Source organism: Nocardioides sp. Z30_9, from assembly GCF_058215735.1.
Genome location: NZ_JBZAJF010000001.1, coordinates 53,021 through 76,689 on the forward strand (window position 1 = coordinate 53,021; position 23,669 = coordinate 76,689).

Consider the following 23,669-nt stretch of genomic DNA (forward strand, 5'->3'; position numbering starts at 1 on the left):
CGCCGCCTGGCCGTTGGCTGAGCCCCTCCCACTAGTGGATGTGTGAGCCGCCGTTCACGTCGTAGGTCGCGCCCGTGATGTAGCCGGTCTGCTCGCGGCACAGGAAGGTGATCAGATCGGCCACGTCGCTGACCCGGCCGCTGCGACCTACCGGGATTCCGGCGACGAGCTGGGTCCTGGAGTCGCCCTCGAGGGCTCCGCCGGTGATGTCGGTGTCGATCAGCCCGGGGGCCACGCTGTTGACGGTGATGCCGTGCGGACCGACCTCACGGGCCAGGGCTCGGGCGAAGCCGAGCTGGGCGGCCTTGGCGGCGGAGTAGGCGACACCACCGAAGACTCCGCCGCCTCGTTCAGCCGAGACCGAGGACAAGAAGACCACCCGTCCGAAGCCGCGATCGGCCATGCCGGGGGTGACTCGGCGGGTGATGTTGTAGGCACCGCGCACGTTGACCGCGAAGATGCGGTCCCACTCGGCGCCGGTGACGTCGTGGAAGCGAGTGGGGGAGGTGATCCCGGCGTTGTTGACCACTGCGCCGATCGGAGGCGCGGAGCTCTCGAGGGCGGCCAGAGCGCTCTCGACCGAGGCCTGGTCGGTAACGTCGCCCACGAGTCCGAAGGCCTGGACGTCGTGTGCGGTGGCGATCTCGTCGGCTGTCTCCTTTGCGCTTGCTTCATCGAGGTCGAGGATGGCGACGTTCCACCCGTCCCCTGCGAGGGCGTGTGCGGTGGCGCGGCCGATGCCGCGCCTGGACGCGGCTCCGGTGATGATCGCGGTGAGGTCGGAGTGGGCCATCGGGTGTTTCCTTTCGGCTGTGGTGCTCAGAGGGTGGGTGGGTCGCCCGCGTCGTTGACGCTCTTGCTCCCGGAGGCCTGGAGCTCGGCCCTGACCCGGGAGACGATGGAGTCCGTGGACAGTCCGTAGCGGTCGTGCAGCGTCGGCAGTGCACCCGCGGCCAGGAACTCGTCGGGCAGTGCCACCGGCACGATGCGGTTACCGACGCCGGCGAAGGCGAGCGTGGCGGCGACCGACTCGGTCAGGCCACCGACGACGGAATGGTTTTCGCAGGTGAGCAGCAGTCGGTCGGTGCGCGCCGCAGCAAGTACCGCCACGGTGTCCAGCGGCTTGATCGTGGGCACGTGCAGCACCGCCACGTCCACGTGGTCGGCCTCCAGCCTGGCAGCCGCCTGCAGCGCCCGCATGGTCATCAATCCGGTGGAGATCAGGACCACGTCGCGGCCGGTGCGCAGCTCGGCCGCCTTCCCGAGCTGGAAGGTGTAGTCGTACTCGTCGAGGACCCGCGGCACTGCTCCGCGCAACAGCCGCAGGTAGGTGGGCCCAGCATGGTCGGCGAGCTGGGGCACGGCCTGCTCGAGGTCGACAGCGTCGCAGGGGTCGACGATGGTGAGGTTCGGGCAGCCGCGCAGGATCGCGAGGTCTTCGGTTGCCTGGTGACTCGGGCCGTACCCCGTGGTGAGCCCCGGCAGCGCTCCCGCGATGTTGACGTTGAGGTTCGGCTCGGCGATGTCGAGACACAAGAAGTCATAGGCCCGCCGGGTCGCGAACACCGAGTAGGTGGAGGCGAACGGCACCAGGCCGACCTCGGCGAGACCGGCAGCGGCCCCCATCATCGACTGCTCGGACATGCCCATCTGGAAGAACCGGTCGGGGTGCGCCTCACGGAAGATGTGCATGTCGGTGTACTTGGCCAGGTCGGCGGAGAGCCCGACGATCTCGGGGCGCTGCTCGGCCAGCTGTGCCAGGGCGTGGCCGAACGGGGCCGGGGTCGTCTGCTGCCCAGGATCGGCGAACGAGGCGATCATGGCTGACGTCTTGAGCCTGGGCGGTGCCACCCGGGTGCTCGACTGGTCGCTGGTCTGGTTGGTGGTCATCGGGTGGACCCCTCCTCGAGCTGGGTGCGGGCGACCTGCCATTCGTGTTCCTCGACGCGCATGAAGTGCGCCTTCTCCCGCTCCATGAGCAGGGGTACGCCGTAGCCGATGCGGGTGTCGCAGATCAGCACTGACGGGGAGCCGCGGTGCTCGGCGATCTCGTCGAACGCGGCCACCAGGGCGGCGATGTCGTTGCCGTCCACGCGCAGGGCGTGCCACCCGAACGCCTGCCACTTCTCCAGCACCGGTTCGGTGCGCAGCACCCCGACGGTGGGCCCGTCGGCCTGGAGGGCATTGACGTCCACGATGGCGGTGACGTTGTCCAGTCCGTGATGAGCACACGCCATCGCGGCCTCCCAGGTGGAGCCTTCGTCGAGCTCACCGTCGGAGAGGAGGTTGAACACCCGGGCCGGGTTGCCCTGGTGGCGCAGGCCCAGGCCCATGCCGGTGGCCACGGTCAGCCCGTGACCGAGGGAGCCGCCAGAGATCTCCACCCCCGGGGTGTAGGAGGCCATGCTCGACATCGGCAGGCGCGAGTCGTCCGAGCCGTAGTTGTCCAGCTCGTCGAGGGGGATGGTGCCGGCTTCGGCGAGGGCGGCGTACAGCGCGATGGCGTAGTGACCGATGGAGAGCAGGAACCGGTCGCGGTTCTCCCAGTGTGGATCCTCGGGACGGTGCCGCAGCTGGTCGCAGTAGATGACCGCGAGGACGTCTGCGACGCCGAGCGCCTGGCCGATGTAGCCCTGGCCCTGCACCTCGCCCATGTGCAGGGCATGACCCCGGACCCGCTGGGCAGCGGCGCGCAACCTCTCCACTCGTTGTTCGGTGGCCTCCGGGGCCGGCGAGCCAGCCTGGTCTGTGTGTAGCGACGTCACGACGTCACTTCCCTTTCCTGGATGGGTTCTGCGAGACCTGCGCGCAGCCGCTGGGCTGGGAGTCCGCGTCATCCAGCGTGACGGCGATCACTCTTGATGTCAACACTAAATCGTCCGAAAGATGACTGTTGACATTCAGCAGTGATCCTCGTCACTATGAAATCCAAGGCACGTTGACCTGACCCTCACCGCCCGATGGAGATCACGATGAACACACCGCATCTGTCCCTGCAGGAGCGATGACATGGTCGGCACCACGGCGCTCCTGATCCACACCGCGATCACGGTGGGCATCGTCGTCGGGCTCATCGTGATCGCCAAGCTGAACCCGGTCATCTCGCTGGTGATCGGGGCCCTGTACCTCGGGCTCGCCGCCGGACTTGGATACGAGGCCACGACGGTCGCCATCTCCGCAGGTTTCGGCAACCTGATGGCCGAGGTGGGCCTGATCATCGGCTTCGGGGTGATGTTGGGCGCGCTGTTGTCAGCGATGGGGACCCTGCACCGCGTGGTGGAGGGGATGCTGCGGCTCGTCGGGGCGAAGCGCTCGCCCTACGTGGTCGGCCTGGCCTCGGGAATCGTGTTTCCCGCGATCTACTTCGACGTCGCGCTGATCATCTTGGGGCCGATGGCGCGCTCGATCGCCCTGCGGACCGGCATGAGCATCGCTCCGCTGGCCGGGGCTCTGGCCATCGGCCTCGAGGTCGGTCTGCTGATGGTCCCGCCAGGTGCGGCCGCACTTGCGATCGCAGCCTCCCTGGACCTGTCGCTGGGCACCATGCTCCTGTGGGGGGTCCCGTTCGGCACCGTGGTGATCATCGTCAGCGTCCTGCTGCACACGCTGCTGATGCGCTTCACCTGGAACGACGCGAAGGATGACGACCCGCTGACCGACCCCGAGCACACTGGCGAGATCGCGGGTCAGGGCCTGCCATCGGTTGCTGAGAGCGCGCCGGACCAGGCAGTCATCGCTGAGCACCAGGGGATCTCCCCGGCTGAGGGCGGGGGTGGCGGGGCGACCGTGACCGAGCGTCGGCGGGGCAGCGGCGGTGAAGCCGGTGTGCACGACGACACAGCGAAGCAGCAGCCCCTGTTCATCGCCTTGATCCCACTGCTCGTCCCGGTGGCCCTGATCGTCGCGGACACCAGCACGAGTGCAGCCGGCACGGAGATCGCGCTGCTCGGGTTCCTGGGGAACCCCGTGGTGGCCCTGCTGATCGGGTTGCTCCTGGGCGTCGCGATCGCTGTGCCGTCGCTTGGGCGGACGGGGGTCGAGGAGGTGATCGTGGCAGCGGCTGGGACCAGCGGCGTCATCCTGCTGTTCACCGGGGTCGCCGGTTCGCTGGGACAGGTCATCGCGGAGACCAACGTCGGGGGCCTCGTGGCCGGTCTCTTCAGCGCCAACGCCGCCTTCCCGCTGGTCCTGGCCTGGCTGGTCGCGGCGATGCTGCGACTGGCCCAGGGTTCCGGGTCCGTGGCCGCGATCACCGCAGCGGCCCTGCTGGCGCCGGTCGTCCAGGACCTGGGCCTTTCCGCCGTGCTGATCTGGCTCGCCGCGGCATCCGGAGCCGCCTTCGGCGGGCAAGTCACCGACAACACCTTCTGGATCTTCAAGACCTTGCTGGGCCTGTCGGTGCGCGGTGCCTTTCAGGTCTACACGGTGGCCCAGGCGGTGCTGTCCTTCGTCGGTCTCGGCGCGGTGCTCCTGCTGAGCATCTTCGTGTGACGGCAGCCTCAGTCGCCGGCGTAGACGTCAGCCGCGGCGTTCATGTGGTCCGCCACGATGCGCAGTGCCGCCGCGATGTCGCCCTCCTCGATGGCGTCGACGATGGGCGAGTGTCGGTGCTCGGACATGATGTCCGGTAGGTCGGTCGCGTCGTGACTCATGATGGAGACCCTGATCCGTCCCTCGAGATGGCGCCAGGTCTCGACCAGCATGGTGTTCTCCGCCAGCTCGCACAGCAGCAGGTGGAACGCGAGGTCTGCTTCCACCCGCTCCAGGAAGTCCACGTCCTCGCTGCTCAGTCGGGCGAGTGCGGCGCGCAGGGCCGCCACCGATTCGTCGCGGTTCGCGGACTTGATGATGTTGGTCGCAGCCAGCCCTTCCAACGCGGCACGGACCTGGTAGAGGCCGCGGATCTCCTCGGCCGAGAGCTTGTTGACGCGGAGACGCCCACGGGAGGCGGCCTCGACCAGCCCTTCCTGCTCGAGGTGCCTCAGTGCCTCGCGAACCGTCCCGCGGCTGACTCCGAGATGCGTGGCGAGCTCCACCTCGCCGAGGTGGTCGCCAGGGCGGTACTGGCCGTTGGTGATCGCAGCCCGCAGCGCCGCGAGGGCCCGCTCGCGGAGTGTGCTGCGGTCGAGGCTGACCAGAGGCTCGAGGTTGCTCAACACTGCTCCTGACGAGTGGGGTGCGCCTGGATTCGTAGTACGGCGCCTAGTGTCAACATGCGAATGTTAGCAAGGGGTTCCTCGCAAGCCCGCCAAAACGGGCCAGCGTGCTCGCCGTGCCGCGCTACGGGGCGGCCGGGGTGACGCTGTCTCGGTAGTCCGGCGGGTCTTTTCTCCGTGGCGGGGGCTGCTACGCCGGGCGGCGGGCATGGCCAGCGGCCTGCGGCTTCGGCGACGTACGTCGCATCCCGGCCATCTATCTACACCACGGCATTCGGGTGGAGGGCCCGGGGCCCGGGTTCGGAGTGTCGGCACCCGCCGGTAGGTTATTGCGAACTATTCGCAATAACGAGGAGCTCGGCAGCGTGGCAGGGGGTCTGGCGGCGGCAACGGGGGCAGCGCAGCAGGCGGCGTACGACCCGTTGGGGATCCGGCAGCGCAGGCGCCGGACGACGACCTGGCTGGTCGGCCTCACCGTGGGACTGCTCGCCACGATCGTGGCAGGCGTCGCCTCGGGCGCGGTGTTCATCCCGTTCACGACGGTGGTCCAGGTGCTCGGTCATCACCTGGTGGGACAGCCGAGCGGCGCGTCGTGGAGCCTGCCCACCGACGCCATCGTCTGGCAGGTGCGCCTTCCGCGGGTGCTGCTCGGTGTGCTCGTCGGTGCCGGCCTCGCGGTGTGCGGGGTGGCGCTGCAGGCGATGGTGCGCAACGTGCTCGCCGATCCCTACCTGCTCGGCATCAACTCCGGTGCCTCGAGCGGGGCGGCGGCCGCGATCCTGTTCGGCTTCGGTGCCGGCTTCGGCGAGCACGCACTGCAGGTGAGTGCCTTCTCCGGTGCGCTCGCCGCGTCCCTGCTGGTCTTCCTGGTCGCGCGCAGCGGTGGTCGGGTGACCTCGATCCGGTTGCTGCTCGCGGGTGTGGCCGTGGGTTACGCCCTCTATGCCGCCACCAGCTTCCTGATCTTCGCCTCCGGGTCGGCCGAAGGGGCGCGCTCGGTGCTGTTCTGGCTGCTGGGCTCCCTCGGGCTCGCCGAGTGGAACAGCGCGCTGGTCGTGGTGGCCCTCGTCGTCGGCGGGACGGTGCTGTCGCTGACCCTGTGGGGCCGGCGGCTGGACGCCCTGGCGATCGGTGACGAGACCGCACACACGCTCGGGGTCTCTCCGGAGCGGTTCCGCACCCTCCTGCTGGTGGTGGTCTCGCTGTGCGTGGGCGTGGTGGTCTCCGCCGCAGGAAGCATCGGCTTCGTGGGGCTCGTCGTACCCCACGTCGCGCGGCGGGTCGTCGGAGCCGTCCACACCCGCGTCGTCCCGGTGGCCGCGCTGATGGGAGCGATCCTGCTCGTCTGGGCCGATGTGATCGCCCGGGTCCTGCTCCAGCCCCAGGAGATCCCGATCGGGATCATCACCTCCCTTGTCGGGGCTCCGTTCCTGCTCCTGCTCATCCGCCGACTGCAGTCCACCGGTTCATGAACCCAACGAGGAGCACCATGAGACGCCGATCAGCCCTGGCCGCCGCGGCCGCTGCGCTCGCGCTCGCGACGACGGCCTGCGGGTCCGCAGCAGCACCCGCCGATGGCCCGGGCGCGGACGCCGAGACCGTCACCGTCGAGAACTGCGGCGCGAAGGTCACCTTCACGGCAGCACCGGAGCGGGTGGTCCTGCTCAGGAGCGGTGCCGTGCCGTTCCTGCACGAGCTCGGCGTGCTGGATCGAGTCACGGCCAGGGCGGGGCAGTACCCCGAGGAGTACTACGACGAGGACACCCTCGCCGAGCTCGAGGACATCCCGCTCCTGACCGACAAGGTCGACACCAGCGGGCACCTGCAGATCTCGAAGGAGGTCGTCATCAGCCAGGAGCCCGACCTCGTCCTCGGACAGGTGGAGAACCTGTCCCGGAGCAGCCTGTCCGCGGTGGGCATCCCGCTCCTGGAGGAGCCCGCCCTGTGCGAGCAGGCCACGCAGAACCCCGACTTCGACGACGTCTTCTCGCAGATGACCACCTACGGACGGGTCTTCGGCAAGGAGCAGGAGGCCGCTGCCGCAGTGGCCCGGCTCGAGAAGCGCCTGGCCGAGGTGCAGCGCAAGGTCGGCGCCTCCAGCGGGCGAACGGCCGCGGTGCTCTATCCCACCGTCGGAGGTGGCGTCACCTACGCCTACGGCAACAGGTCCGCCGCCGACCCGCAGCTGCGCGCGGCCGGGCTGGAGAACGTCTTCGGTGACGTCGAGGAGCGGGTCTTCGAGGTCACCCTCGAGGCGCTCCTGGACCGGGACCCCGACGTCCTGGTCCTGCTCCACAACGACGGCTCCCCTGCGCAGGTGGAGCAGGCGGTCACCGAGCTTCCCGGTGCGGAGCGGCTCACCGCCGTACGGGAGGGCGAGGTGATGACCCAGCTGTTCAACTTCACCGAGCCGCCCACACCGCTCACGGTCGACGGGCTCGAGCGGATCGTGGAACGGTTCGGGCCCGGATGATCCGTGCCGAGAAGCTCGCCTGGTCCTACGGGCTCGACGAGGTCCTGGCCGGCGTGGACATCGCAGCCGGACCGGGCCGGGTGCTGGGCCTGATCGGCCCCAACGGCAGCGGCAAGACCACGTTGCTGCGCCTGCTCTACGGGGCCCTCCGGACGTCCACGGGCGAGGTGCGGGTCGACGGTGACCGGCTCGGCGAGCTCACTCCCCGGGAGACCGCGCGCCGCCTCGCGGTGGTGGTCCAGGAGTCCGGCGCTGAGTCGACGATGACGGTGGTGGAGATGGTGCTGCTCGGGCGGACCCCGCACCTGAGCGCCTTCCAGCGCACCTCCGAGCACGACCACCGGATCGCGGCGGACGCGCTGAGCCGGGTCGGCGGCCTCCACCTCGCGACTCGCGCGTTCGCCGACCTCTCGGGTGGCGAGCGGCAGCGGGTGCTGATCGCGCGCGCCCTCGCCCAGGAGGCCACCCACCTGCTCCTCGACGAGCCGACCAACCACCTCGACATCCGGTTCCAGCACGAGGTGCTCTCCTTGGTGCGTGGCCTCGGGACGGTCACGATCGTGGTGCTCCACGACCTGAACCTGGCGGCGCGCTACTGCGACGACCTGGTGCTGCTGGACCAGCAGGGCGGGGTCGCTGCCAGCGGTGAAGCGGGCGACGTGCTCGAGCCGGACCTGCTCGCACGGATCTACGGCATCGGCGTACAGCGCGTCGATCTCGACGGCGAGATCCATCTCCTGTTCCGCCCGGACGCGGGGGAGTGCTCGCCCTCCTGATCACCACCTGTGACGCTCCACCGCACGACGGGTCAGGTCACGGTGGTCGTGACCTGACCCGCCGATGCGGCCGCGACCAGGGCCTAGCGGCGGCGCTTGAAGACGTCCTTGGGGATGTAGCCCGTGACGACCTGGGTGCGGTCCACGACCTCGGCGTTGTGGTAGTTCACGGCGATGGAGGCGAACGAGTAGGCCTTGGGCACGGTGAGCCCCTGGGTGGTCACCAGGAAGTCGACGGTCTTCTCGACCGCCATCCGCATCGCGCGGTCGAGGTCCCAGTGGATGCCCATCATGATCCAGTGTGTGTCGTTCTCGGCCCAGGGCAGCTCGGTCTCGGTCTTCTTGATCAGGGTGATCCGGAAGTTGCCGACGCACGAGTGCTCGACGGCAGTGCCGCTGACCTCGCCGTCGCCCTGGCAGCTGTGCGGGTCGCCCATGAACACCTGGCCACCGGGCTGGAACACCGGCAGGTAGAGCGTCGAGCCCGAGCACAGGTCACGGACGTCCATGTTGCCGCCGAACGTCCAGGGCGGCGTCGAGTTCTGCACCCCGCTCTCCGGCGGCGCTGCGTCCTCGGTGTTGCCGATGAAGACCCCGCTCTCCGGCGCCACCGCGATGATGCCCGGGAAGGGCTGGGCCGGGATCTTCAGGCCGCCGGAGAAGAACACGACGTCCTCTCCCTTGTGCTTGCCCACGCGATACATGTGGGTGCGTACGTCGGGCCACACCCCAGCCGGCATGTTCGGCGGGATCACCGCGGGGATGTCGAGGCCGACGTCGCCCTGGCGCCAGCCGGGGTAGAACTCCGCCATCACGCCGCTGGTCGGTGAGGTGTTGTTGAAGCCGTACGGCGCACGCGTCTCCACGTCCATGATGTCGATCGCGAGCGTGTCACCGGGCTCGGCGCCCTCGACGTAGATGGGACCGGTGAGCACGTGGCCGCCGTACTGCCGTCCGCTGGCCGTGCGCTCGGCCCGGGTCTTCCAGAACTCGATCGCGTCGGGCAGGACCGCCTCCGGTCCGGCACCGAAGGCCGCGAAGTACTCGATCGGGTGCGTCGCCTGGGTCGCGCCCTGGTGGGAGAGCATGTCGACCCGGACGGTCTTGCCCGACCTGATCACCATGCCCGGCTTCGCGCCGATCGGGAACCCGCCCCAGTGCAGGTTGGCGGGGGTCGCCTTCAGGTGGTGGTCCCAGCGCCCCTTCTTCCCCGGAGGACGCCCGTGGTGCCGGGGGCCGTTGGCCTGGGCCGGTGCGGCGGCGCTCGCCGCGATCGGGGTGGCGAGTCCGGCAGCCAGCAGGCTGCGCCGGCTGGCTGAGCTCCAGTGGTTGGACAAGGTGAACTCCTTCGACGTGGATGTCGGCGCCCGAGACAGGGAGCCGTGCGTTGCGGCATCTCCGCGCAGCCGTGGCTGCACGGACCCACGTTCGCCTGCTCACATTTCGGGCACGTCACGGCTGTGCAAACAGTCGACGCGACCGGTCCGAGTTACTGGGTGGCGTCCCTATGGCATGGGCGAGAGTCGGGTCACCGTGCGGGGATGTCATACCTCGATGACCTGACAGAGGAGCACTGAGCGCGAATCGCGAGCTGAGCAGATGCGGCGGTGGGCAATCGTTGCTCAGTCAACATCCTATTCGCGCACGTAGCGCCCTTTGTCGATTTTGGCCTGGCATCAACCACCGGCACTCAATAGGACTTGGCACGAGATTCGGTGTGCGAACCACCAACTCCGTGCAGGACCCGAGACGGTTGCCGTTCTCGGGTCCTCGGCCCATAAGCGCCGGCCGCAGTCCCATCACCCTCCCACGGGCCAGCAGCTCTGGGCAGCCGCGTGGCGAACGTGCAGGTGGGGGTGTGGCCAGGCGGAATGGCTGCCACGCGCCCAACAATGTAATGGATGCACGGATTCCGGATTCGTGTGTGGTGGGCGCGTCCTTCGCGTGCTGGGAGTTGTTGTCGGCGTCATCGACCCATCGCGCAGTGGGGCAGAAACGAGCCTGATTGTTCTGGGTTTGGCACTCGGGGACGTGGTCTGAGAATGGCACATCGTATGCAATGCGAGAGCGAGGACGCCGGCGCCTGACTCAACCAGAGGGTCCAGTGTTACGTCAATCACAATCAATGGAGCCTTCCTGTATACATTTCTGTAGAACCTTGCTAGCCTCCCCGAAATCGTCTGCAGTCAGGGATCGAATTCTGCTCTGAAGAGGGCATTCGGACCCGTAACCGCGGGTGCCGATGCCACTCGAGAGGACCAAAATGAAGTTCACAAGAATCCAGGGCGTTGGCTTTACGCTCGCCTGCCTTGCGGTCGGAACGCTGTCAGCTTGTGGCGGTGATGCTGCGAGTGACGCCACGTCGCCAATTGATATCGGGGTGATCTTCGCCCAAACAGGGGAGGCGAGCGCGCTGGGCGTCTCCGCACGCACCGGCGCCGTCGCCGCGGTCGAGCACGTGAACAAGGACGGCGGAGTCAAGGGCCGTGACCTGAAGATCCACTTTTGTGATGACGGTGGAAAGGTCACCGGTTCGGTGAACTGTGCACGAGAGCTGATCGACAAGAAGGTGGTCGCCATAGTCGGCCCCATCACCAGCCCGCTCGCCCTCGCTGCGGCTCCTTTGGCTGAGGCGGCGAAGATCCCACAGTTCGGCGTGGCGTCCGCCAGCGACCTCACGGATCCAGTCCGGCCCTACTTGTTCCGTGCGAGCTCTGGCAATAGCGATGAAGTGCAGATGATGGCTGACTGGGTCAAAGAGCAGGGTGTCAAGAAGGTTGCGCTGATTACGGACAGCGGAGCATCGGGTCAGGACCAGGCCGAACTGCTCACCAAGGAGTTGCCAACTCGGGGCGTTGAGATCGTTGGGGCGGAGAGCTACCAGCTCACGGACACGGACATGACCGCGCAACTCACCAAGTTGAACGGATCCGGTGCGGAAATGTTGCTGGCTCCGGGGTCAGTGCAGCCGGTCGCCATGGTCGCAAAGAACAGAGCAGCGCTCGGTATGACGATGCCAATCGTCTCCGGTGCAGGGATTTCAAGCGAGTCCTTCACGAAGCTCGCCGGGAAGAGCGCGGAGGGCATCATTGCGTTCGGGTGGAAAGTCTCGGTTCTCGACCAGCTGGAGACGTCGGACCCGCTGTACGAGGCCATCGACCTCTTCGCCAAGAATCTTCCGTCCGGCACTGCGCCAGACGCGTTCAGTGGATTGGCCTGGGACGCAGTGCACCTCCTGGCAGTTGCAATGGAGACGCTCGAGGATCCGACTGATGCCAAGCTGGTTCGGGACGCGATCGAGAAGACGACCGACCATGTCGGAGCGACCGCCGTGTGGGGCTATTCATCGAAGAACCACCGGGGAAACGATCAGTCGGGATTCATCGTGTCCACGCTCAAGAGCGGCAAGTGGGCACCTCTCACTGACTGAGGACGCCGGTGCGGACCGGCGGAAATCCCGCCGGTCCGCTCCGATCGGTGCACGCAGAAATCCGTACCCTCACTGAAGGACCCTCCATGGACGTCTTCGCCCAGTTGACCGCCACCGGCATCGTCAACGGAATGATTTACGCGTTGGTCGCATTCGGCTTCATCGCCATCTACCGGGTGACGAATGTGGTCAACTTCGCGCAAGGTGAATACCTGATGCTCGGCGGGTTCATCTTCCTCGCCTTGGGTCGCCTAGGACTTCCTTGGCCCATCTCGATCCTCGGGGCAGTGGCTGTCACTGCGTTGGCGGGGATGCTCATGCACAGAACGGTCATCCAGCCGGCCGGGAAGAACGCGAGCGTCGAGGCGCTGGTGATCATCACAATTGGCGCGTCGTTGTTGTTGCGCGGAGGTGCGCAACTCATCTGGGGTTCAGACCCCATCACTGTCCCAGCCTTTGTAGCCGGGGAACCGGTCAAATTCCTCGGGATCTCGCTGGCTCGCCAGTCCTTCTGGGTCGTGGGTTTCGGAGTTGTTGTCTGCCTTCTGCTTTGGTTGTTCTTCACTCGAACGACTTTGGGTCTAGGGCTGCGGGCATGCGCGGACAGTCGAGCGGGGGCAGACCTGGTGGGCATCGATAGTTGGACCATGGGGCGGACGGCGTTCGCGCTTGGGTGCGGCTTAGCCGGACTAGCAGGTGTGCTTATGGCGCCCCTCTCATTCGTGTCCTTCAGTGTCGGCGTGATGCTGGGGTTCAAGGGCTTCACCGTGGCAATTCTGGGTGGTCTGCGCAGCTTCTCCGCGGCCATGGTGGGTGGTTTGGTGCTGGGAATTCTCGAGTCGTACTCCGCCGGTTACGGATCGTCCGCCTACCGCGACGCGACTACGTTCTTCCTCTTGCTCGTCGTGCTGATTCTCAGGCCGCAAGGATTCACGCGCGGCCCGAAGCCGAGTCACGCTGTGATTGGCGGTGGAGCGTCGCACGATGGGATGGCGGCCGTGGCGGGCGGGCTCCGTCGCCACTGGCCAGGTATCGCGGTGGCGGCGCTGATCGTCGTGCTCATCCCGAAACTCGTGGAGACCTCATCCGTGTCCGCGTTCGTCTTCGCCGGGCACTTCGCCTTGGTCGCCGTGGGGGTTGTGCTTCTGCTCGGATACACAGGGCAGATCTCCCTTGGGCACGCAACTCTCATGGGAATCGGGGCGTACAGTTCCGCCATCCTGACGAGTCGCTGGGGATGGACACCTGTGTTCTCGCTTTTAGCGGGAGTAGTTGCCGCATGCGTAGTGGCGTGGTTGGTCGCCAAGATCTTGTTCCGCTTCGAAGGCTTCTACTTGGCTATGGTCACGCTTGGACTGGCCGTGATCTTCACGGTGACTGTCTCACAGCCGAACTCCTTCACCGGAGGATCCAACGGACTGCCGGGGTTGGTGCCCTTCCGGATCGCTGGCTTTGAAGTGATCGGGACGGAGCACAGTTTCTATCTGGCTTGGGCAGCGGTGTTGATTGCCATCGTTCTCGCGTTCCAGCTGATCGACTCGCGTTTCGGCCGGTCGATGCGGGCCATCAAGGGGAGCGAATCTGCAGCAATCGCGGCAGGGATCGATCCCGCTCGAGTCAAGCGGCAGGTATTCGTGATGGCCGCCGGGTTGGCCGCGATTGCTGGGTCTCTCTATGTGCATTATGCCTCTATCGCTGACCCGGGCAGTTTCGACCTCTTCAGGGCGATCAATATCCTGGCGATGAACGTGGTAGGTGGCATGCAGACCATCTGGGGGGCGGCGCTTGGCACCGTCTTCATGACGGTGCTGCCACAGACAGTGCAGCAGTTGGTGCCGGGCCCCAGAGCGGGGCAGATCGAACAGGTTGTCTTCGGCCTCATCTTGATGACTGTCATGGTGATGAAGCCGGAGGGACTGTCCGGTCTACTCAGGTCGGGGACGCAGTTCGCACGTCGAGGAGTTCATCGGCTCCGGCCCGGCCTTCGGGATTCAGCAGCCTCGACGCTCGTCCCCGACGGGCCAGAACTGGTCGACAGCGAAACGCTTACCCGTCCTCCGGCCGTCACCAGCCTTTTAGCGCCTCCACAATGGAACCTCACAGCGACCCGGTCTGAGCCGGGACAACCCTTGCTTCAGGTGGCCGGACTCGGCAAGGCCTTCGGTGGGTTGCAAGCTCTGAAACCGCTCGACCTGACCGTGACCAAGGGATCGATCACTGCGCTCATCGGCCCTAACGGTGCGGGAAAGACCACCGCGTTCAACTGCATTTCCGGTGCTATCAGGCCGGACACGGGAAAGGTTTCCCTGGACGGTCAAGAGTTGGTTGACCTATCACAGCACAACGTGGTTCGGCACGGTCTGATGCGGACGTTCCAGAATGTGCAGCTGTTCGGAAACATGACGGCGTTGGAGAACGTGATGGTCGGTTGCCACTCCTGGACCGGGGCGGGCGTTGCCGGGGCAATGTTGCGGGTCGGGACGCACAAGCGTGAGGAAGCGAAGATCGCCGAGGCAGCCCGATTCTGGGTCGAGTACGTAGGTCTGAGCGGTGTTGCAGATAGGCCAGCCGGGACATTACCTTTCGGCCATCAGCGAATGCTCGAACTGGCGCGCGCCATGGCCGCCCAGCCTCGGATCCTTCTCCTTGATGAGCCGGCAGCAGGCCTGAACCGGGTAGAGAAGAACGGCCTCAGCGAACTGATCCTGCGTATCCAATCTCTTGGTGTGACTGTGCTGTTGGTTGAACACGACATGACCTTGGTGATGCAGCTCGCCGAGTCCGTGGTGGTGCTCGACCACGGCTCCGTCATCGCGCAGGGGTCGCCTCTTGCGGTGCGCGAAGACAGTGCCGTGGTGCAGGCCTATCTGGGAGCGAACGCATGATCGAGTGCACTGATCTGTCCGTTCGCTACGGCGGGATCCGAGCCCTTAGCAACGCCAGCCTATACGTTGCCGACGGCGAATTCGTCGCCCTGACGGGAGCCAACGGGGCGGGTAAGTCCAGCCTCATCAAGGCGCTGATGGGCATTGTCGATGTTGCCGAAGGGGAGATCCAGTTCGACGGGGAACAGATCACCCGGCTGAGTACGCAGCGGCGGGTACGGATGGGCATCGGCCTCGTGCCCGAAGGGCGTGACCTGTTCGCGGGGATGACCGTGCGCGAGAACCTCACCCTCGGGGCCTACCAGCATTTGGGTCGGCGCCCCCAGATTGGCGGCACCAACCTTGAGCGGATCTTCACCATGTTCCCTCGGCTGGAGAAGCGCCAGACACAGGTAGCAGGGACGCTCTCCGGTGGCGAACAGCAGATGCTGGCTCTCTCGCGAGCTTTGATGGGACAGCCGAAGGTGCTGATTTGCGACGAACCCTCCACTGGGCTGGCGCCACTGCTCGTCACTGAGATCTTCTCCACTCTTCGCTGGCTGTGCAACGAAGGAATGACCATTCTGCTCGCGGAGCAGAACGCTGCTGCGGCCCTGGAGATTGCCGACCGCGGCTATGTCCTTGAGAACGGCGAAGTGGTCATGCAAGGGCCGTCCCGGGAACTGCTCAACGACCCGGCAATCATCAATGCATATCTCGGGGAAGCACCTCGAGATGCCGGCTAGGAATCAAAGGAGAAACCCATGAAGTTGATCACTACCCTGCGCCACCTGGACCAGCCACCTACCCCGGCGACAATCGCTCGGTTGACCGATTTCCTGGACAATGAAGTGATCGATCTGGCCGTCACGTACGCCGACTTGAACGCTATTGCTTTCATGTTGTCAGCAGACGGCAGTCACATGCTCTCCTTCACAGCGTGGCCAGACGCGGTGTCCACGCAGGATGCCGAGGTCAGTTACCAACATCAGCACAACAGTCAGTTGATCGAGGAGATGCTGCGGGTGACCCGTCCGAGGGAGCAGGGACACTATCGAGTCTTGACTTCGCGCAACCTCGGAGGGTCGATCGTCGTGCCCCGGGGACCGGCATGACATTCCCGCCGCCACAACTGGCCGTCCGTCCCACAGAACTGGATGGTGCACGTCTCAGCGTGATTGCGGGTCCGTCATCGACGGCGGGGCAAGGGGCTGAATCGCTGCTTGCGGTGCTGTCCAAGCGCCACTACCTAGGTTCGGTGGAGGTCAGGCGGGTGACATCCGATGATCTAGGAGGCCAGTCAGTGACGGCCCAAGAGATCGCGAACAGTTGGGATCTCGTTGTCTTGCTGACGATCGAGGACGCTGAATCTCTGTGGCTCGTGGATTTTGGACTCACCTTGGAGGCGCTCGGCACCCCCTGTGTGGTTCTGGTGATGGAGACGGCCAGGCCTGCCGCAGACAGCCGGCTCGCCACGCTTGGTGCTCCATCGATCCCCTTCGTCGAATTGTCTGATGGTCAGCTGGGGGTGCTCGGATCTCCGGGGCCGGTGGTGACGAAGGTTGAACGAGGCCTGACGAAGAGCACAGAGCCTTCACCCGCCCCGAATGGATCCCTGAGCTCAGACTCGCCCACCGGCTCTGGGATCGAGTGCGCATGCTGAGTGAGGACGACAAGGTCGTGCTGTTCATGCGCCAGGGATGTCACGTATGTGCTCGGGTAAAGAAGCATCTGGCGGAGCGTGGCATCGATTTCACCGTCCGCGATGTGGATCGCGAGACCCTGACTCCGCGTGAGCTCTGGGAGATCTTCAACCGCAAGGCGAGCCGGCTACGCGTCCCGTTCACGGTCCTGAACGATGGTGAAGATGTCGTCCTTGGGTACGACCCGCTCCGGCTCGACGGAGTGTTCCAGCACGGAGACCACGGTGGATGGCAAGCATCGAGCCCAGTGATCGAGCCTCGAATCTACGACCCCTTCGCAGAAGGTGGGCTTGACCCCCTGTACTGGGAGATTGCCGGGGGAAGGATTTCGGAGCCCGAGATCGGTGACGGATGGCTAAAGATGTCAGCCGGGACGTCGCCGTCGCAACTGAGATCGCGTGAGCGCTTCGCGACGCCGCCTGGCTCGCGCGTCACTTTTGAGGTGCGGATGTCTGCGGAAGCAGGGGAGTCTGGCTACGGTTCCATGACAGTTACGGATGTCGCAGGCGGAATGCGGTTCGGGTTTCGCCTGGAGCGCGGAATCACGTACGCCGAGCACGAGCGACAGCTCATCGCCGGCGTGACCTTGAAAGAAGAGCAGTATCGGCACCAAGTGCTGCTCACTCTCCCTGATCCGACAAGTGAAGCTCGCCACTACGCCGTTCAATACACTCACTCGACAGGTGCGGTGAAGTGGCTCGTCGATGGCTTGTGCGTGTACTGGGCCACGGCGGCCACTCCGTTGGAAGGTTGCACGCTGGAGGTGGCAGCCGCGTCGGCTCAAGTGCGGTTGGGACCCTGGGTGATCTCTGCCGGGTGAACGCTGACGGGCATGTCACTGTGCGGGACCTCGTTCGTTGGCAGACCGCACGCCCCAGGCGGCCTCGACACGGCGCCACGGCTCGTGCCCGGCAGTCGAATCCCTGGCGTGCACGTCGGCCATGCGCGACGTTCAGACGCCAGACAGGTGGTCGCCAATCAACGCCCTTACCCGTGAAGTGAACGGCGACCTTGCGTCGGTCCAGACATCGATCCCGTGACGATGACGACGCATCCAGGACGAAGGACAGATGCTTGTATACATACGACGCAGGTGACTTCCCCGTTGGCCAATTAATCCTTGCTATCGAGGGCGATTTGCATACAAACTGGCAGTCTTCAAGTGAAAGAGGTAATCGTGTTCATCAGCCCCAAAGCCCCCGAGGACATGCTCCCCGTAGCCCGTGAGGCGTGGGAGAAGTCGTCTGCTGGTGCCCGACACTTCGTGGAGGCGGTGACGCACGCTCCGGAGCACGCCGAGCGCCTGCTGCCGTACTACAACGAGCTCCGGTTCAACACGATCATCGGGCCGAAGACCTCCGAGCTGCTGCGGCTGGCGATCGCGCAGACGACCCAGTGCCCGATCTGCCTGGCCGGTCGTCGCGAGGAGGCCTTCGCCGAGGGGCTGACCGAGGAGCAGATCGCGGCCATCGTCGCCCCCGACGAGGAGTCCTTCACTGCGGCCGAGCTGGCCGTGGTGTCGTACGGGACCAAGTTCGGCGCTGACCACTTCGCGATCGGGGAGGCCGACTTCGTCGAGCTCCGCCGGCACTTCACGGAGGAGGAGCTGATGGAGATCTGCCTGCTGAGTGCGCAGTTCCTGGGGCTCGGGCGGATGGTGATGGTGCTGGGGCTGGAGAACCCGGTGTGCCCGATCCCGGCGCCTCCGACCGGGCTGGTCGCTCCCGCCGAGGCCTGATCAGCCGGTCGGGTGGCAGGCCGCTCAGGCAGAGGGCGGACCGGTCTCGTCGCCGTCCTGGGGGTCGTTCCCGACGGTGCTGACCACCGTGCTCTGTGCCGCCGTGATGTGCGCGCGCATCATCGCCTCCGCCCAGGCCGCGTTGCCGGCCCGCAGGGCTGCGACCAGGTCGCGGTGGTGCGCGTGCGAGGCGGTCCGCCGCTCGTCGGAGTAGTTCTCGAAGGTGCGGTGCACCAGCGGCATGTCGACGATGCCGCGAAGCAGCGTGTCGAGCTGGGAGTTGCGCGAGGCATTGACGATCAGCCAGTGGAACTCGCTGTTCAGGGTCTTCACGACCTCGAGGTCCTCGGCTGCCTCCATCCGCGCAGCGAGGTCGCCGAGCGCTTCGACCTCCTCGGGGGTGATGCGCTCGGCGGCCAGCCGGGCGGCGTGCGCCTCGAGGAGGGCGCGGATCTCGTAGAGGTCCTCGAGCTCGCGGGCCGACCACCCGGCAACGCGGGCTCCCCGGTTGGGCAGGAACTCCACCAGGCCCTCGGCGTCGAGCCGGCGCAGGGCTTCGCGTACCGGGGTGCGCGAGACGCCCATCTCCGCAGCGAGCTTCTCCTCGCGCAAGCGGGTGCCGCGTTCGAGCTTCCCGTTGAGGATGCCGTCGCGAATGGACGAGTAGGCGGTCTCCGCTGCGCTTGCCACCTCCGCAGCCTAGTGGCCTGCGCTCCCGCGAACGGCGGGTCTCACGGCACCGGGCGGGCCAGCGTCGTCGAGGGACTCTCGCCGAACTCCTCGCGGTAGCTGATCGAGAAGCGCCCCAGGTGCAGGAGCCCGTGGGTCAACGCCACTTCCTGCACGGTGGTCTCGCCCGGTCGGGCCGCCCGCAAGGTCTCGTACGCCCTGCGGAGCCGCACCCGGCGCAGGTAGGTCATCGGGGGACAGTCGTGGTGCCGCTTGAACCCGTCCTGCAGCGCGCGGACGCTGAGATGGACCTCGCTCGCGAGCGTGACCGTCGTCCAGGGTTCGTCGGCCCGCTCCTCCAGGAGCTGTGTGGCGCGTTCGATCGGGGTGATGACCGCCGAGGGGACGGGGCGATGCAGCTCGTCGCTGTAGTTGTGCCGGTGCGCGAGCAGGAAGCTGTCCACGAGCAGTGCCTCGACGTGGCGTTGCACCGCGGGCGTCGCGCTCACCGGGGTCGGGCGCTCCAGCTGCGCGACCACCAGCGGGAGTGCGGGCGCCAGGGCCTGGGCGACAGCATCGGCCTCCATAAGGGGTTCGGGGCGCAGCGGCTCGCGCAGCCGGTGCCCCAGGAGGGACTCCAGCTCGTCCTCCACGACCCGCTGGGGGAGGAGCAGCGTCAGCACGCGACACCCGCGGGACCAGTGGGCGTCGGTGACAGCCCCGGGTCCGTAGACGAGTGCCTCGCCGGGTGACGCGGTCACGGGCGGGGCCCCGTCGGCGGCACCGGTCGCCCGACCTCGCAGGGTGAGGTTGACGTGGAAGCCGCTGGTCCGGCCGGTGACCACTCGGGCACCGACGCCGAACGACAGCAGTCCGGTCGTCGAGGTGGCCAGGCCGGTCTCGGTCAGGTTCATCTGGAAGTCGCCGAGACCCTGGGCGGGCAGGATCAGCCGGCTCGGGACCTGGTACGTCGCGGCGACGGTGGCCTCTGCCTCTGCGGGGTCGGTCGTCCGCACCGTCGAGACACGCTCCGTCGCGCGCGGGCCCCGGCGTTTCATCACGGTCACTTTAGTGGGAGATGCCCGCGTCTATCCGATTCGCGCACGGTGCTGCGCCAGGTACGCACCGGGTCTGCGGTCACCGGACGACGACGGGTCTCCGAACGTAGTGTCCGGAACCGCGAGCCGACGTCGTCCGGGAGCGTCGTGCTGCGCCGAACCCTTGGAGCTGGCCCACGCCCATGACCACCAGGACACCGCCTGCCGAACGCACCCGGAGCCACCAGGCATGGCAGCTACCCACGCTGTGCCTCACGGCGATCGCCGCGGCCGGACTACGTCTCGAGCCGATGTCCTCCATCCCGGCGCCGACGGCGGTCGGCATGCTGCTGGTGGCGGCCTCGCCCCTGCTGATCCACGTCGTCCGGTGGTGCGAGATCCCCCGGCGCCGGCACATCCTGCTGCCGCTGCTGACCGTGGGGGCGGTTGCCCTGATGATCTTCGGGTCCGTCTCCGTGATGCCTTCGGTGGTGCTGGTGGCGGTGGCCCCCGTGCTGTGGACGGTCTTCGAGTTCGGACGACGTGGCACCGCCCTGGCCGTGCTGGCGGTGGCCGGCCTCTTGGGAGCAGCCTTCCTGGGCGAGGCCACGGTGCCATCCTCGGGTCTGGCCTGGACCCAGCTCGCCCTGCTGCTCGCGGTCGCCGCGGGGCTGTGCTTCGGGGTCGATCACGTCGCGAGTCGGCTGCGCCGCGAACGCCGGGTGCTGGAGGAGCAGTCGACCCTCCTGGAGAGCACGCTGGAACTGGCACATGACCGGCTTCTCGTCGTACAGGCGCTCCTGGACTCGGTGGACGCGGCCATCATCGGCTACGACCACGACGGGGAGGTGATGCTGGAGAACGCCGCCGCGCAGGACCTCGCTGCTCGGGTCGGAGTGCGAGTTTCCGGGGTGGACACTGGTGGGCCGATCCACCTCTACCGTGAGGACCGGGTCACGGCGGTGCCTTCGGAGGAGTGGGTGTCCGCGCTGGCCAGGAGGGGTGAGGAGGTGGGTCCCGAGACCTTGTGGTGCGGCCCACCCGCGGACCAGGTGGCCGTGATGGTCTCCGCGCGCCAGATCCATCGTCCCAACGGTGATCGGCTCGGAGCCGTGGTGGTCGGGTGGGACGTCAGCGACATCGTCGAGGCCGTCCGGGTGCGCGAGGAGTTCCTCACCACCGTCTCCCACGAGCTGCGGACGCCGCTCACCTCGATCATCGGCTACCAGGAGCTGATCGCCGAGGAGCTGCAGTCACAGGACCCCCAGGTCGCGGCCATGCTCGCGGTGGCCCAGCGCAACGCCGGGGTGCTGTTGTCGAGGGTCTCCCAGCTCCTGCAGGCCTCGGGTGCGGAGGCGCCGCAGATCGAGATCCGGGAGCTGGACGTCTCGACCTTGCTGGACGACGCTCTCGACAAGCACCGCACCGCGGCCACCTCGGCCGGCATCCGCCTGGCCACCGTGGTGGAGCCCGGAGTCAGTGCACACGTGGATCCGGACGCGTGGGAGCAGGTGGTGGACAACCTGGTCTCCAACGCCATCAAGTACACGCCCCGCGACGGCGAGGTCACGGTGTGCCTGGGGCGCTGCGACGACTCGCTTGCGCTACAAGTGGTCGACACCGGCGTCGGCATGTCGCAGACCGAGCAGCAACGAGCCTTCGAGCGCTTCTACCGGACGACGTCCGCGAGGGACCAGGCGATCCAGGGACTCGGCGTCGGGTTGTCGATCGTCGAGGAGATCGTCGACGCCCACGGCGGAGGGATCAGCCTCTCCAGCACTCCCGGCAGGGGCACCACCGTGAGCGTCGACCTCCCACTACGGCCGGCCTGAGGACCAGGTCAGCCCATCGCCTTCCGGATCGCGTCGCGGGTGCGGTCGATGACCGAGGCGAGCGGCCCGGCCATCAGGTTGGTGGTCATCGAGCTTCCGACCGAGGGGTGGGGGTGCGTGGGAGCGATCGCCTCCGCGGCGCGGACCCCGAGGGCCATCTTCTGCAGCATCCGTGGGCCGTTGTTGCTGCGCAGCAGGGGGAACTCTTCGCGTTCCTCGGCGTCGGCGTGGGCCAGCACGGCTGACTTGAGCTTCGCGAACCCCGCCTCGAAGCCGGGCTCGCTCACCTTCATCCCGTCGAGGTCCGCCAGCATCTTCTTCGACTCGGTCTCCTCCTCGAGGCGCGCGTCGACGACGGCGTTGCCACCCTCGGCGGTGCGGACGTTGGGGTGCGTGACCAGCTCCTCGGCGGTCTCGTGGACGGCGAGCAGGCGACGCAGCTCCTCGAACTTCTGCTGCTTGGCGGCGCCTTCGGCGCTCTCCACCTCGGCGAACAGGGTGCGGATCAGCTCGTGCTGCTCGATCAGCAGGTCCACGACATCACGCTCTGGGGTGCTCATGGTGATCCTTTCGTGCATTCGGGACTTCGCGGGCCGAGGCAGGGGTACCCAGGTGGATGCCGATCCACGCGCCGGCGTCGTGCCGCCCCGAGGTCAGGTGCAGGGTCAGGTGCAGGGTCAGTACGACGAGAGCTCGCCCACCCGGTGCCGGAGCTGGCCCAGCACCCGGCTCAGGATCCGGGAGACCTGCATCTGGGTCACCCCGAGCTTCTCGCCGATCTCGCGCTGGGTGAGCCCTTCGTAGAAGCGCATCCCCAGGACGAGCCGATCGCGGTCGCCGAGCGTGGCCAGCACGGGGTCGAGCATCAGGCGGGCCTCGGCGGCACCGTGCTCGTTGGCACTCGCGGGCAGCAGCTCGCCCAGGGTGGTGGTGGTGCCGTCGCCGCCCACGGTCTGGTCGAGCGAGGTCATCGTGAAGTAGCCGTCGCTGGCCAGAGCCTCGATCACCGACTCGGTCGGCACCCGGAGGTGCTGGGCGACCTCGGCCGGTTGCGGGGAGCGTCCCAGCAGGTGCGAGAGCTCGGCGTCCGCGACGCTGATCCGGGCCTGGAGCTCCTGGATCCTACGGGTGGGGCGGATCATCCAGCCGTGGTCGCGGAAGTGCTTGCGCAGCTCGCCTCGGATGGTCGGAGCCGCGTAGGACATGAAGTCGAAGCCCGAGGTGACGTCGTACCCTCGCGCAGCCTTCGTCAGGGCCATCGCGGCGACCTGCTTCAGATCCTCGAGGGGTACGCCGCGGGAGCGGTACCGGGCCGCCTGGGCGTGCGCGTAGTCGAGGTGCATCTCGACCACGCTGTTCAGCAGCTCGAGTCGCTCCTGCTCGCTTCCGCACGACTGGGCCAGCAGGAACAGTTCGCGAGCCCGGTCCGAGCGTCCTTCGATGGAGGAGCGACCTGAATGGTCGTGGATCTGGGGATAGGTAGTCATCGCGCGCACCAAAGCTCAGGTCTCCGCGTGGAGACCGAATGGTGAGTGCCGCTCGACTAGAGCACCCTGGAACCTGGTCGAGTGTCTGCAACGAGGTCATCGCCACCGAAAGGCAGCGGTGCCACTCACTCTAGAGGGTCGGTGTCTGCCGACAAAGAACCCGCTCGGAGGTCACTGGTCCACCCTGGCGGCGAGCAGGTCCAGCAGCCGGTCGATCTCCTCGACGGTCGGTCTGACGACGGAGAACACGAACAGGTCGCTCTCGGCTGACCGGCCAAGTGGCCTTGCGCCCGCGTTGGTGCCTCGGCGATGGGTACAGACACCGTCACACCGCTCGGGCTCCCGGAGGCATTATGCGCATCGTCATCACCGGCGAGAATGGCAATCTCCGCTCGGCTCGGACGCGCCGATTGGCTGCCGGCGGCGTACACGACTTGGACTACCTCGACATAACAGGCACCCGCCGGGTCATCGCGGCGCACGAGGTGGCGGGGCACGGAACTC

21 protein-coding genes are annotated in these 23,669 nt (G+C 66.9%); 12 read left to right on the forward strand and 9 right to left on the reverse strand.

The genetic code is table 11. From position 1 onward, the window contains the following. Positions 1 to 31: 31 nt before the first annotated feature. The 3 genes from AC4BGB_RS00285 to AC4BGB_RS00295 are packed head-to-tail and all read right to left on the reverse strand — an operon-like array spanning position 32 to position 2,705. On the reverse strand, positions 32 to 793 hold the full coding sequence (locus tag AC4BGB_RS00285; protein WP_490543962.1) for an SDR family NAD(P)-dependent oxidoreductase: 762 nt from the start codon (positions 791 to 793) through the stop codon (positions 32 to 34). Positions 794 to 819: 26 nt separating this feature from the next. Then, positions 820 to 1,890 (reverse strand): transketolase family protein, encoded by a 1,071-nt coding sequence (locus AC4BGB_RS00290; protein WP_490543963.1) that lies wholly within the window; start codon positions 1,888 to 1,890, stop codon positions 820 to 822. After that, a complete protein-coding gene (locus tag AC4BGB_RS00295) occupies positions 1,887 to 2,705 on the reverse strand; it encodes a transketolase (protein WP_490543964.1) in 819 nt (272 codons plus the stop codon). Before AC4BGB_RS00295 ends, AC4BGB_RS00290 begins: the two co-directional genes overlap by 4 nt. A 304-nt stretch (positions 2,706 to 3,009) precedes the next feature. Here AC4BGB_RS00295 and AC4BGB_RS00300 point away from each other — a divergent pair, with 304 nt between their 5' ends. Beyond that, on the forward strand, positions 3,010 to 4,491 hold the full coding sequence (locus AC4BGB_RS00300) for a GntP family permease (protein ID WP_490543965.1): 1,482 nt from the start codon (positions 3,010 to 3,012) through the stop codon (positions 4,489 to 4,491). A gap of 8 nt (positions 4,492 to 4,499) precedes the next feature. Here AC4BGB_RS00300 and AC4BGB_RS00305 read toward each other — a convergent pair whose 3' ends face one another. Then, entirely contained in the window at positions 4,500 to 5,156 is a 657-nt protein-coding gene (locus AC4BGB_RS00305; RefSeq protein ID WP_490543966.1) for a GntR family transcriptional regulator, read from the reverse strand. Between the two features lie 365 nt (positions 5,157 to 5,521). Here AC4BGB_RS00305 and AC4BGB_RS00310 point away from each other — a divergent pair, with 365 nt between their 5' ends. Genes AC4BGB_RS00310 through AC4BGB_RS00320 form a run of 3 tightly spaced genes read left to right on the forward strand, consistent with a single transcriptional unit; the run spans position 5,522 to position 8,405 of the window. Next, positions 5,522 to 6,628: a FecCD family ABC transporter permease gene (locus AC4BGB_RS00310; RefSeq protein WP_490543967.1), complete on the forward strand. Its 1,107-nt coding sequence runs from the start codon at positions 5,522 to 5,524 to the stop codon at positions 6,626 to 6,628. A gap of 17 nt (positions 6,629 to 6,645) precedes the next feature. Continuing rightward, positions 6,646 to 7,629: an ABC transporter substrate-binding protein gene (locus AC4BGB_RS00315; RefSeq protein WP_490543968.1), complete on the forward strand. Its 984-nt coding sequence runs from the start codon at positions 6,646 to 6,648 to the stop codon at positions 7,627 to 7,629. Continuing rightward, the gene (locus AC4BGB_RS00320) at positions 7,626 to 8,405 is read left to right on the forward strand and encodes an ABC transporter ATP-binding protein (protein ID WP_490543969.1); all 780 of its coding nucleotides are present in this window, start codon (positions 7,626 to 7,628) and stop codon (positions 8,403 to 8,405) included. Before AC4BGB_RS00315 ends, AC4BGB_RS00320 begins: the two co-directional genes overlap by 4 nt. An 83-nt stretch (positions 8,406 to 8,488) precedes the next feature. Here the strand turns inward: AC4BGB_RS00320 and AC4BGB_RS00325 are convergent, their stop codons facing one another. After that, positions 8,489 to 9,742, reverse strand: a complete 1,254-nt coding sequence (locus AC4BGB_RS00325; protein ID WP_490543970.1) for an acetamidase/formamidase family protein — start codon at positions 9,740 to 9,742, stop codon at positions 8,489 to 8,491. A gap of 926 nt (positions 9,743 to 10,668) precedes the next feature. Here AC4BGB_RS00325 and AC4BGB_RS00330 point away from each other — a divergent pair. The 7 genes from AC4BGB_RS00330 to AC4BGB_RS00360 all read left to right on the forward strand — a co-directional run bounded on the left by AC4BGB_RS00330 (position 10,669) and on the right by AC4BGB_RS00360 (position 18,140). Continuing rightward, positions 10,669 to 11,835 (forward strand): ABC transporter substrate-binding protein, encoded by a 1,167-nt coding sequence (locus AC4BGB_RS00330; RefSeq protein WP_490543971.1) that lies wholly within the window; start codon positions 10,669 to 10,671, stop codon positions 11,833 to 11,835. Positions 11,836 to 11,921: 86 nt separating this feature from the next. Continuing rightward, complete coding sequence (locus AC4BGB_RS00335; protein ID WP_490543972.1) at positions 11,922 to 14,720, forward strand: ABC transporter permease subunit; 2,799 nt, start codon at positions 11,922 to 11,924, stop codon at positions 14,718 to 14,720. Continuing rightward, on the forward strand, positions 14,717 to 15,445 hold the full coding sequence (locus AC4BGB_RS00340) for an ABC transporter ATP-binding protein (protein WP_490543973.1): 729 nt from the start codon (positions 14,717 to 14,719) through the stop codon (positions 15,443 to 15,445). The genes AC4BGB_RS00335 and AC4BGB_RS00340 overlap by 4 nt, the downstream gene beginning before the upstream one ends. 18 nt (positions 15,446 to 15,463) lie before the next feature. Then, positions 15,464 to 15,814 carry a hypothetical protein gene (locus AC4BGB_RS00345; protein WP_490543974.1) on the forward strand — a complete coding sequence of 117 codons (351 nt, stop codon included), beginning with the start codon at positions 15,464 to 15,466 and terminating at the stop codon, positions 15,812 to 15,814. After that, positions 15,811 to 16,362: a UGSC family (seleno)protein gene (locus tag AC4BGB_RS00350; protein ID WP_490543975.1), complete on the forward strand. Its 552-nt coding sequence runs from the start codon at positions 15,811 to 15,813 to the stop codon at positions 16,360 to 16,362. Before AC4BGB_RS00345 ends, AC4BGB_RS00350 begins: the two co-directional genes overlap by 4 nt. Beyond that, the gene (locus AC4BGB_RS00355) at positions 16,356 to 17,222 is read left to right on the forward strand and encodes a DUF6081 family protein (RefSeq protein ID WP_490543976.1); all 867 of its coding nucleotides are present in this window, start codon (positions 16,356 to 16,358) and stop codon (positions 17,220 to 17,222) included. Before AC4BGB_RS00350 ends, AC4BGB_RS00355 begins: the two co-directional genes overlap by 7 nt. A gap of 453 nt (positions 17,223 to 17,675) precedes the next feature. Beyond that, positions 17,676 to 18,140: a carboxymuconolactone decarboxylase family protein gene (locus AC4BGB_RS00360; protein WP_490543977.1), complete on the forward strand. Its 465-nt coding sequence runs from the start codon at positions 17,676 to 17,678 to the stop codon at positions 18,138 to 18,140. Positions 18,141 to 18,164: 24 nt separating this feature from the next. Here the strand turns inward: AC4BGB_RS00360 and AC4BGB_RS00365 are convergent, their stop codons facing one another. Then, complete coding sequence (locus tag AC4BGB_RS00365) at positions 18,165 to 18,830, reverse strand: GntR family transcriptional regulator (RefSeq protein ID WP_490543978.1); 666 nt, start codon at positions 18,828 to 18,830, stop codon at positions 18,165 to 18,167. Between the two features lie 41 nt (positions 18,831 to 18,871). Continuing rightward, the gene (locus AC4BGB_RS00370) at positions 18,872 to 19,867 is read right to left on the reverse strand and encodes an AraC family transcriptional regulator (protein ID WP_490543979.1); all 996 of its coding nucleotides are present in this window, start codon (positions 19,865 to 19,867) and stop codon (positions 18,872 to 18,874) included. A 182-nt stretch (positions 19,868 to 20,049) separates the two neighbouring features. Here AC4BGB_RS00370 and AC4BGB_RS00375 point away from each other — a divergent pair, with 182 nt between their 5' ends. Next, positions 20,050 to 21,678, forward strand: coding sequence for a sensor histidine kinase (locus AC4BGB_RS00375; protein WP_490543980.1), 1,629 nt, complete (start codon positions 20,050 to 20,052; stop codon positions 21,676 to 21,678). Positions 21,679 to 21,686: 8 nt separating this feature from the next. Here AC4BGB_RS00375 and AC4BGB_RS00380 read toward each other — a convergent pair whose 3' ends face one another. Beyond that, positions 21,687 to 22,238, reverse strand: coding sequence for a hemerythrin domain-containing protein (locus AC4BGB_RS00380; protein ID WP_490543981.1), 552 nt, complete (start codon positions 22,236 to 22,238; stop codon positions 21,687 to 21,689). A gap of 117 nt (positions 22,239 to 22,355) precedes the next feature. Beyond that, positions 22,356 to 23,165, reverse strand: a complete 810-nt coding sequence (locus AC4BGB_RS00385; protein WP_490543982.1) for a sigma-70 family RNA polymerase sigma factor — start codon at positions 23,163 to 23,165, stop codon at positions 22,356 to 22,358. Between the last annotated feature and the right edge of the window lie 504 nt (positions 23,166 to 23,669).

Excerpts from the sequence above, each read along its gene's own strand:
- AC4BGB_RS00285 (WP_490543962.1), bottom strand. The coding sequence starts at position 793 with ATGGCCCACTCCGACCTCACCGCGATCATCACCGGAGCCGCGTCCAGG.
- AC4BGB_RS00290 (WP_490543963.1), bottom strand. The coding sequence starts at position 1,890 with ATGACCACCAACCAGACCAGCGACCAGTCGAGCACCCGGGTGGCACCG.
- AC4BGB_RS00300 (WP_490543965.1), top strand. The coding sequence starts at position 3,010 with ATGGTCGGCACCACGGCGCTCCTGATCCACACCGCGATCACGGTGGGC.
- AC4BGB_RS00315 (WP_490543968.1), top strand. The coding sequence starts at position 6,646 with ATGAGACGCCGATCAGCCCTGGCCGCCGCGGCCGCTGCGCTCGCGCTC.
- AC4BGB_RS00320 (WP_490543969.1), top strand. The coding sequence starts at position 7,626 with ATGATCCGTGCCGAGAAGCTCGCCTGGTCCTACGGGCTCGACGAGGTC.
- AC4BGB_RS00330 (WP_490543971.1), top strand. The coding sequence starts at position 10,669 with ATGAAGTTCACAAGAATCCAGGGCGTTGGCTTTACGCTCGCCTGCCTT.
- AC4BGB_RS00335 (WP_490543972.1), top strand. The coding sequence starts at position 11,922 with ATGGACGTCTTCGCCCAGTTGACCGCCACCGGCATCGTCAACGGAATG.
- AC4BGB_RS00340 (WP_490543973.1), top strand. The coding sequence starts at position 14,717 with ATGATCGAGTGCACTGATCTGTCCGTTCGCTACGGCGGGATCCGAGCC.
- AC4BGB_RS00345 (WP_490543974.1), top strand. The coding sequence starts at position 15,464 with ATGAAGTTGATCACTACCCTGCGCCACCTGGACCAGCCACCTACCCCG.
- AC4BGB_RS00350 (WP_490543975.1), top strand. The coding sequence starts at position 15,811 with ATGACATTCCCGCCGCCACAACTGGCCGTCCGTCCCACAGAACTGGAT.
- AC4BGB_RS00355 (WP_490543976.1), top strand. The coding sequence starts at position 16,356 with ATGCTGAGTGAGGACGACAAGGTCGTGCTGTTCATGCGCCAGGGATGT.
- AC4BGB_RS00370 (WP_490543979.1), bottom strand. The coding sequence starts at position 19,867 with ATGAAACGCCGGGGCCCGCGCGCGACGGAGCGTGTCTCGACGGTGCGG.
- AC4BGB_RS00375 (WP_490543980.1), top strand. The coding sequence starts at position 20,050 with ATGACCACCAGGACACCGCCTGCCGAACGCACCCGGAGCCACCAGGCA.
- AC4BGB_RS00380 (WP_490543981.1), bottom strand. The coding sequence starts at position 22,238 with ATGAGCACCCCAGAGCGTGATGTCGTGGACCTGCTGATCGAGCAGCAC.
- AC4BGB_RS00385 (WP_490543982.1), bottom strand. The coding sequence starts at position 23,165 with ATGACTACCTATCCCCAGATCCACGACCATTCAGGTCGCTCCTCCATC.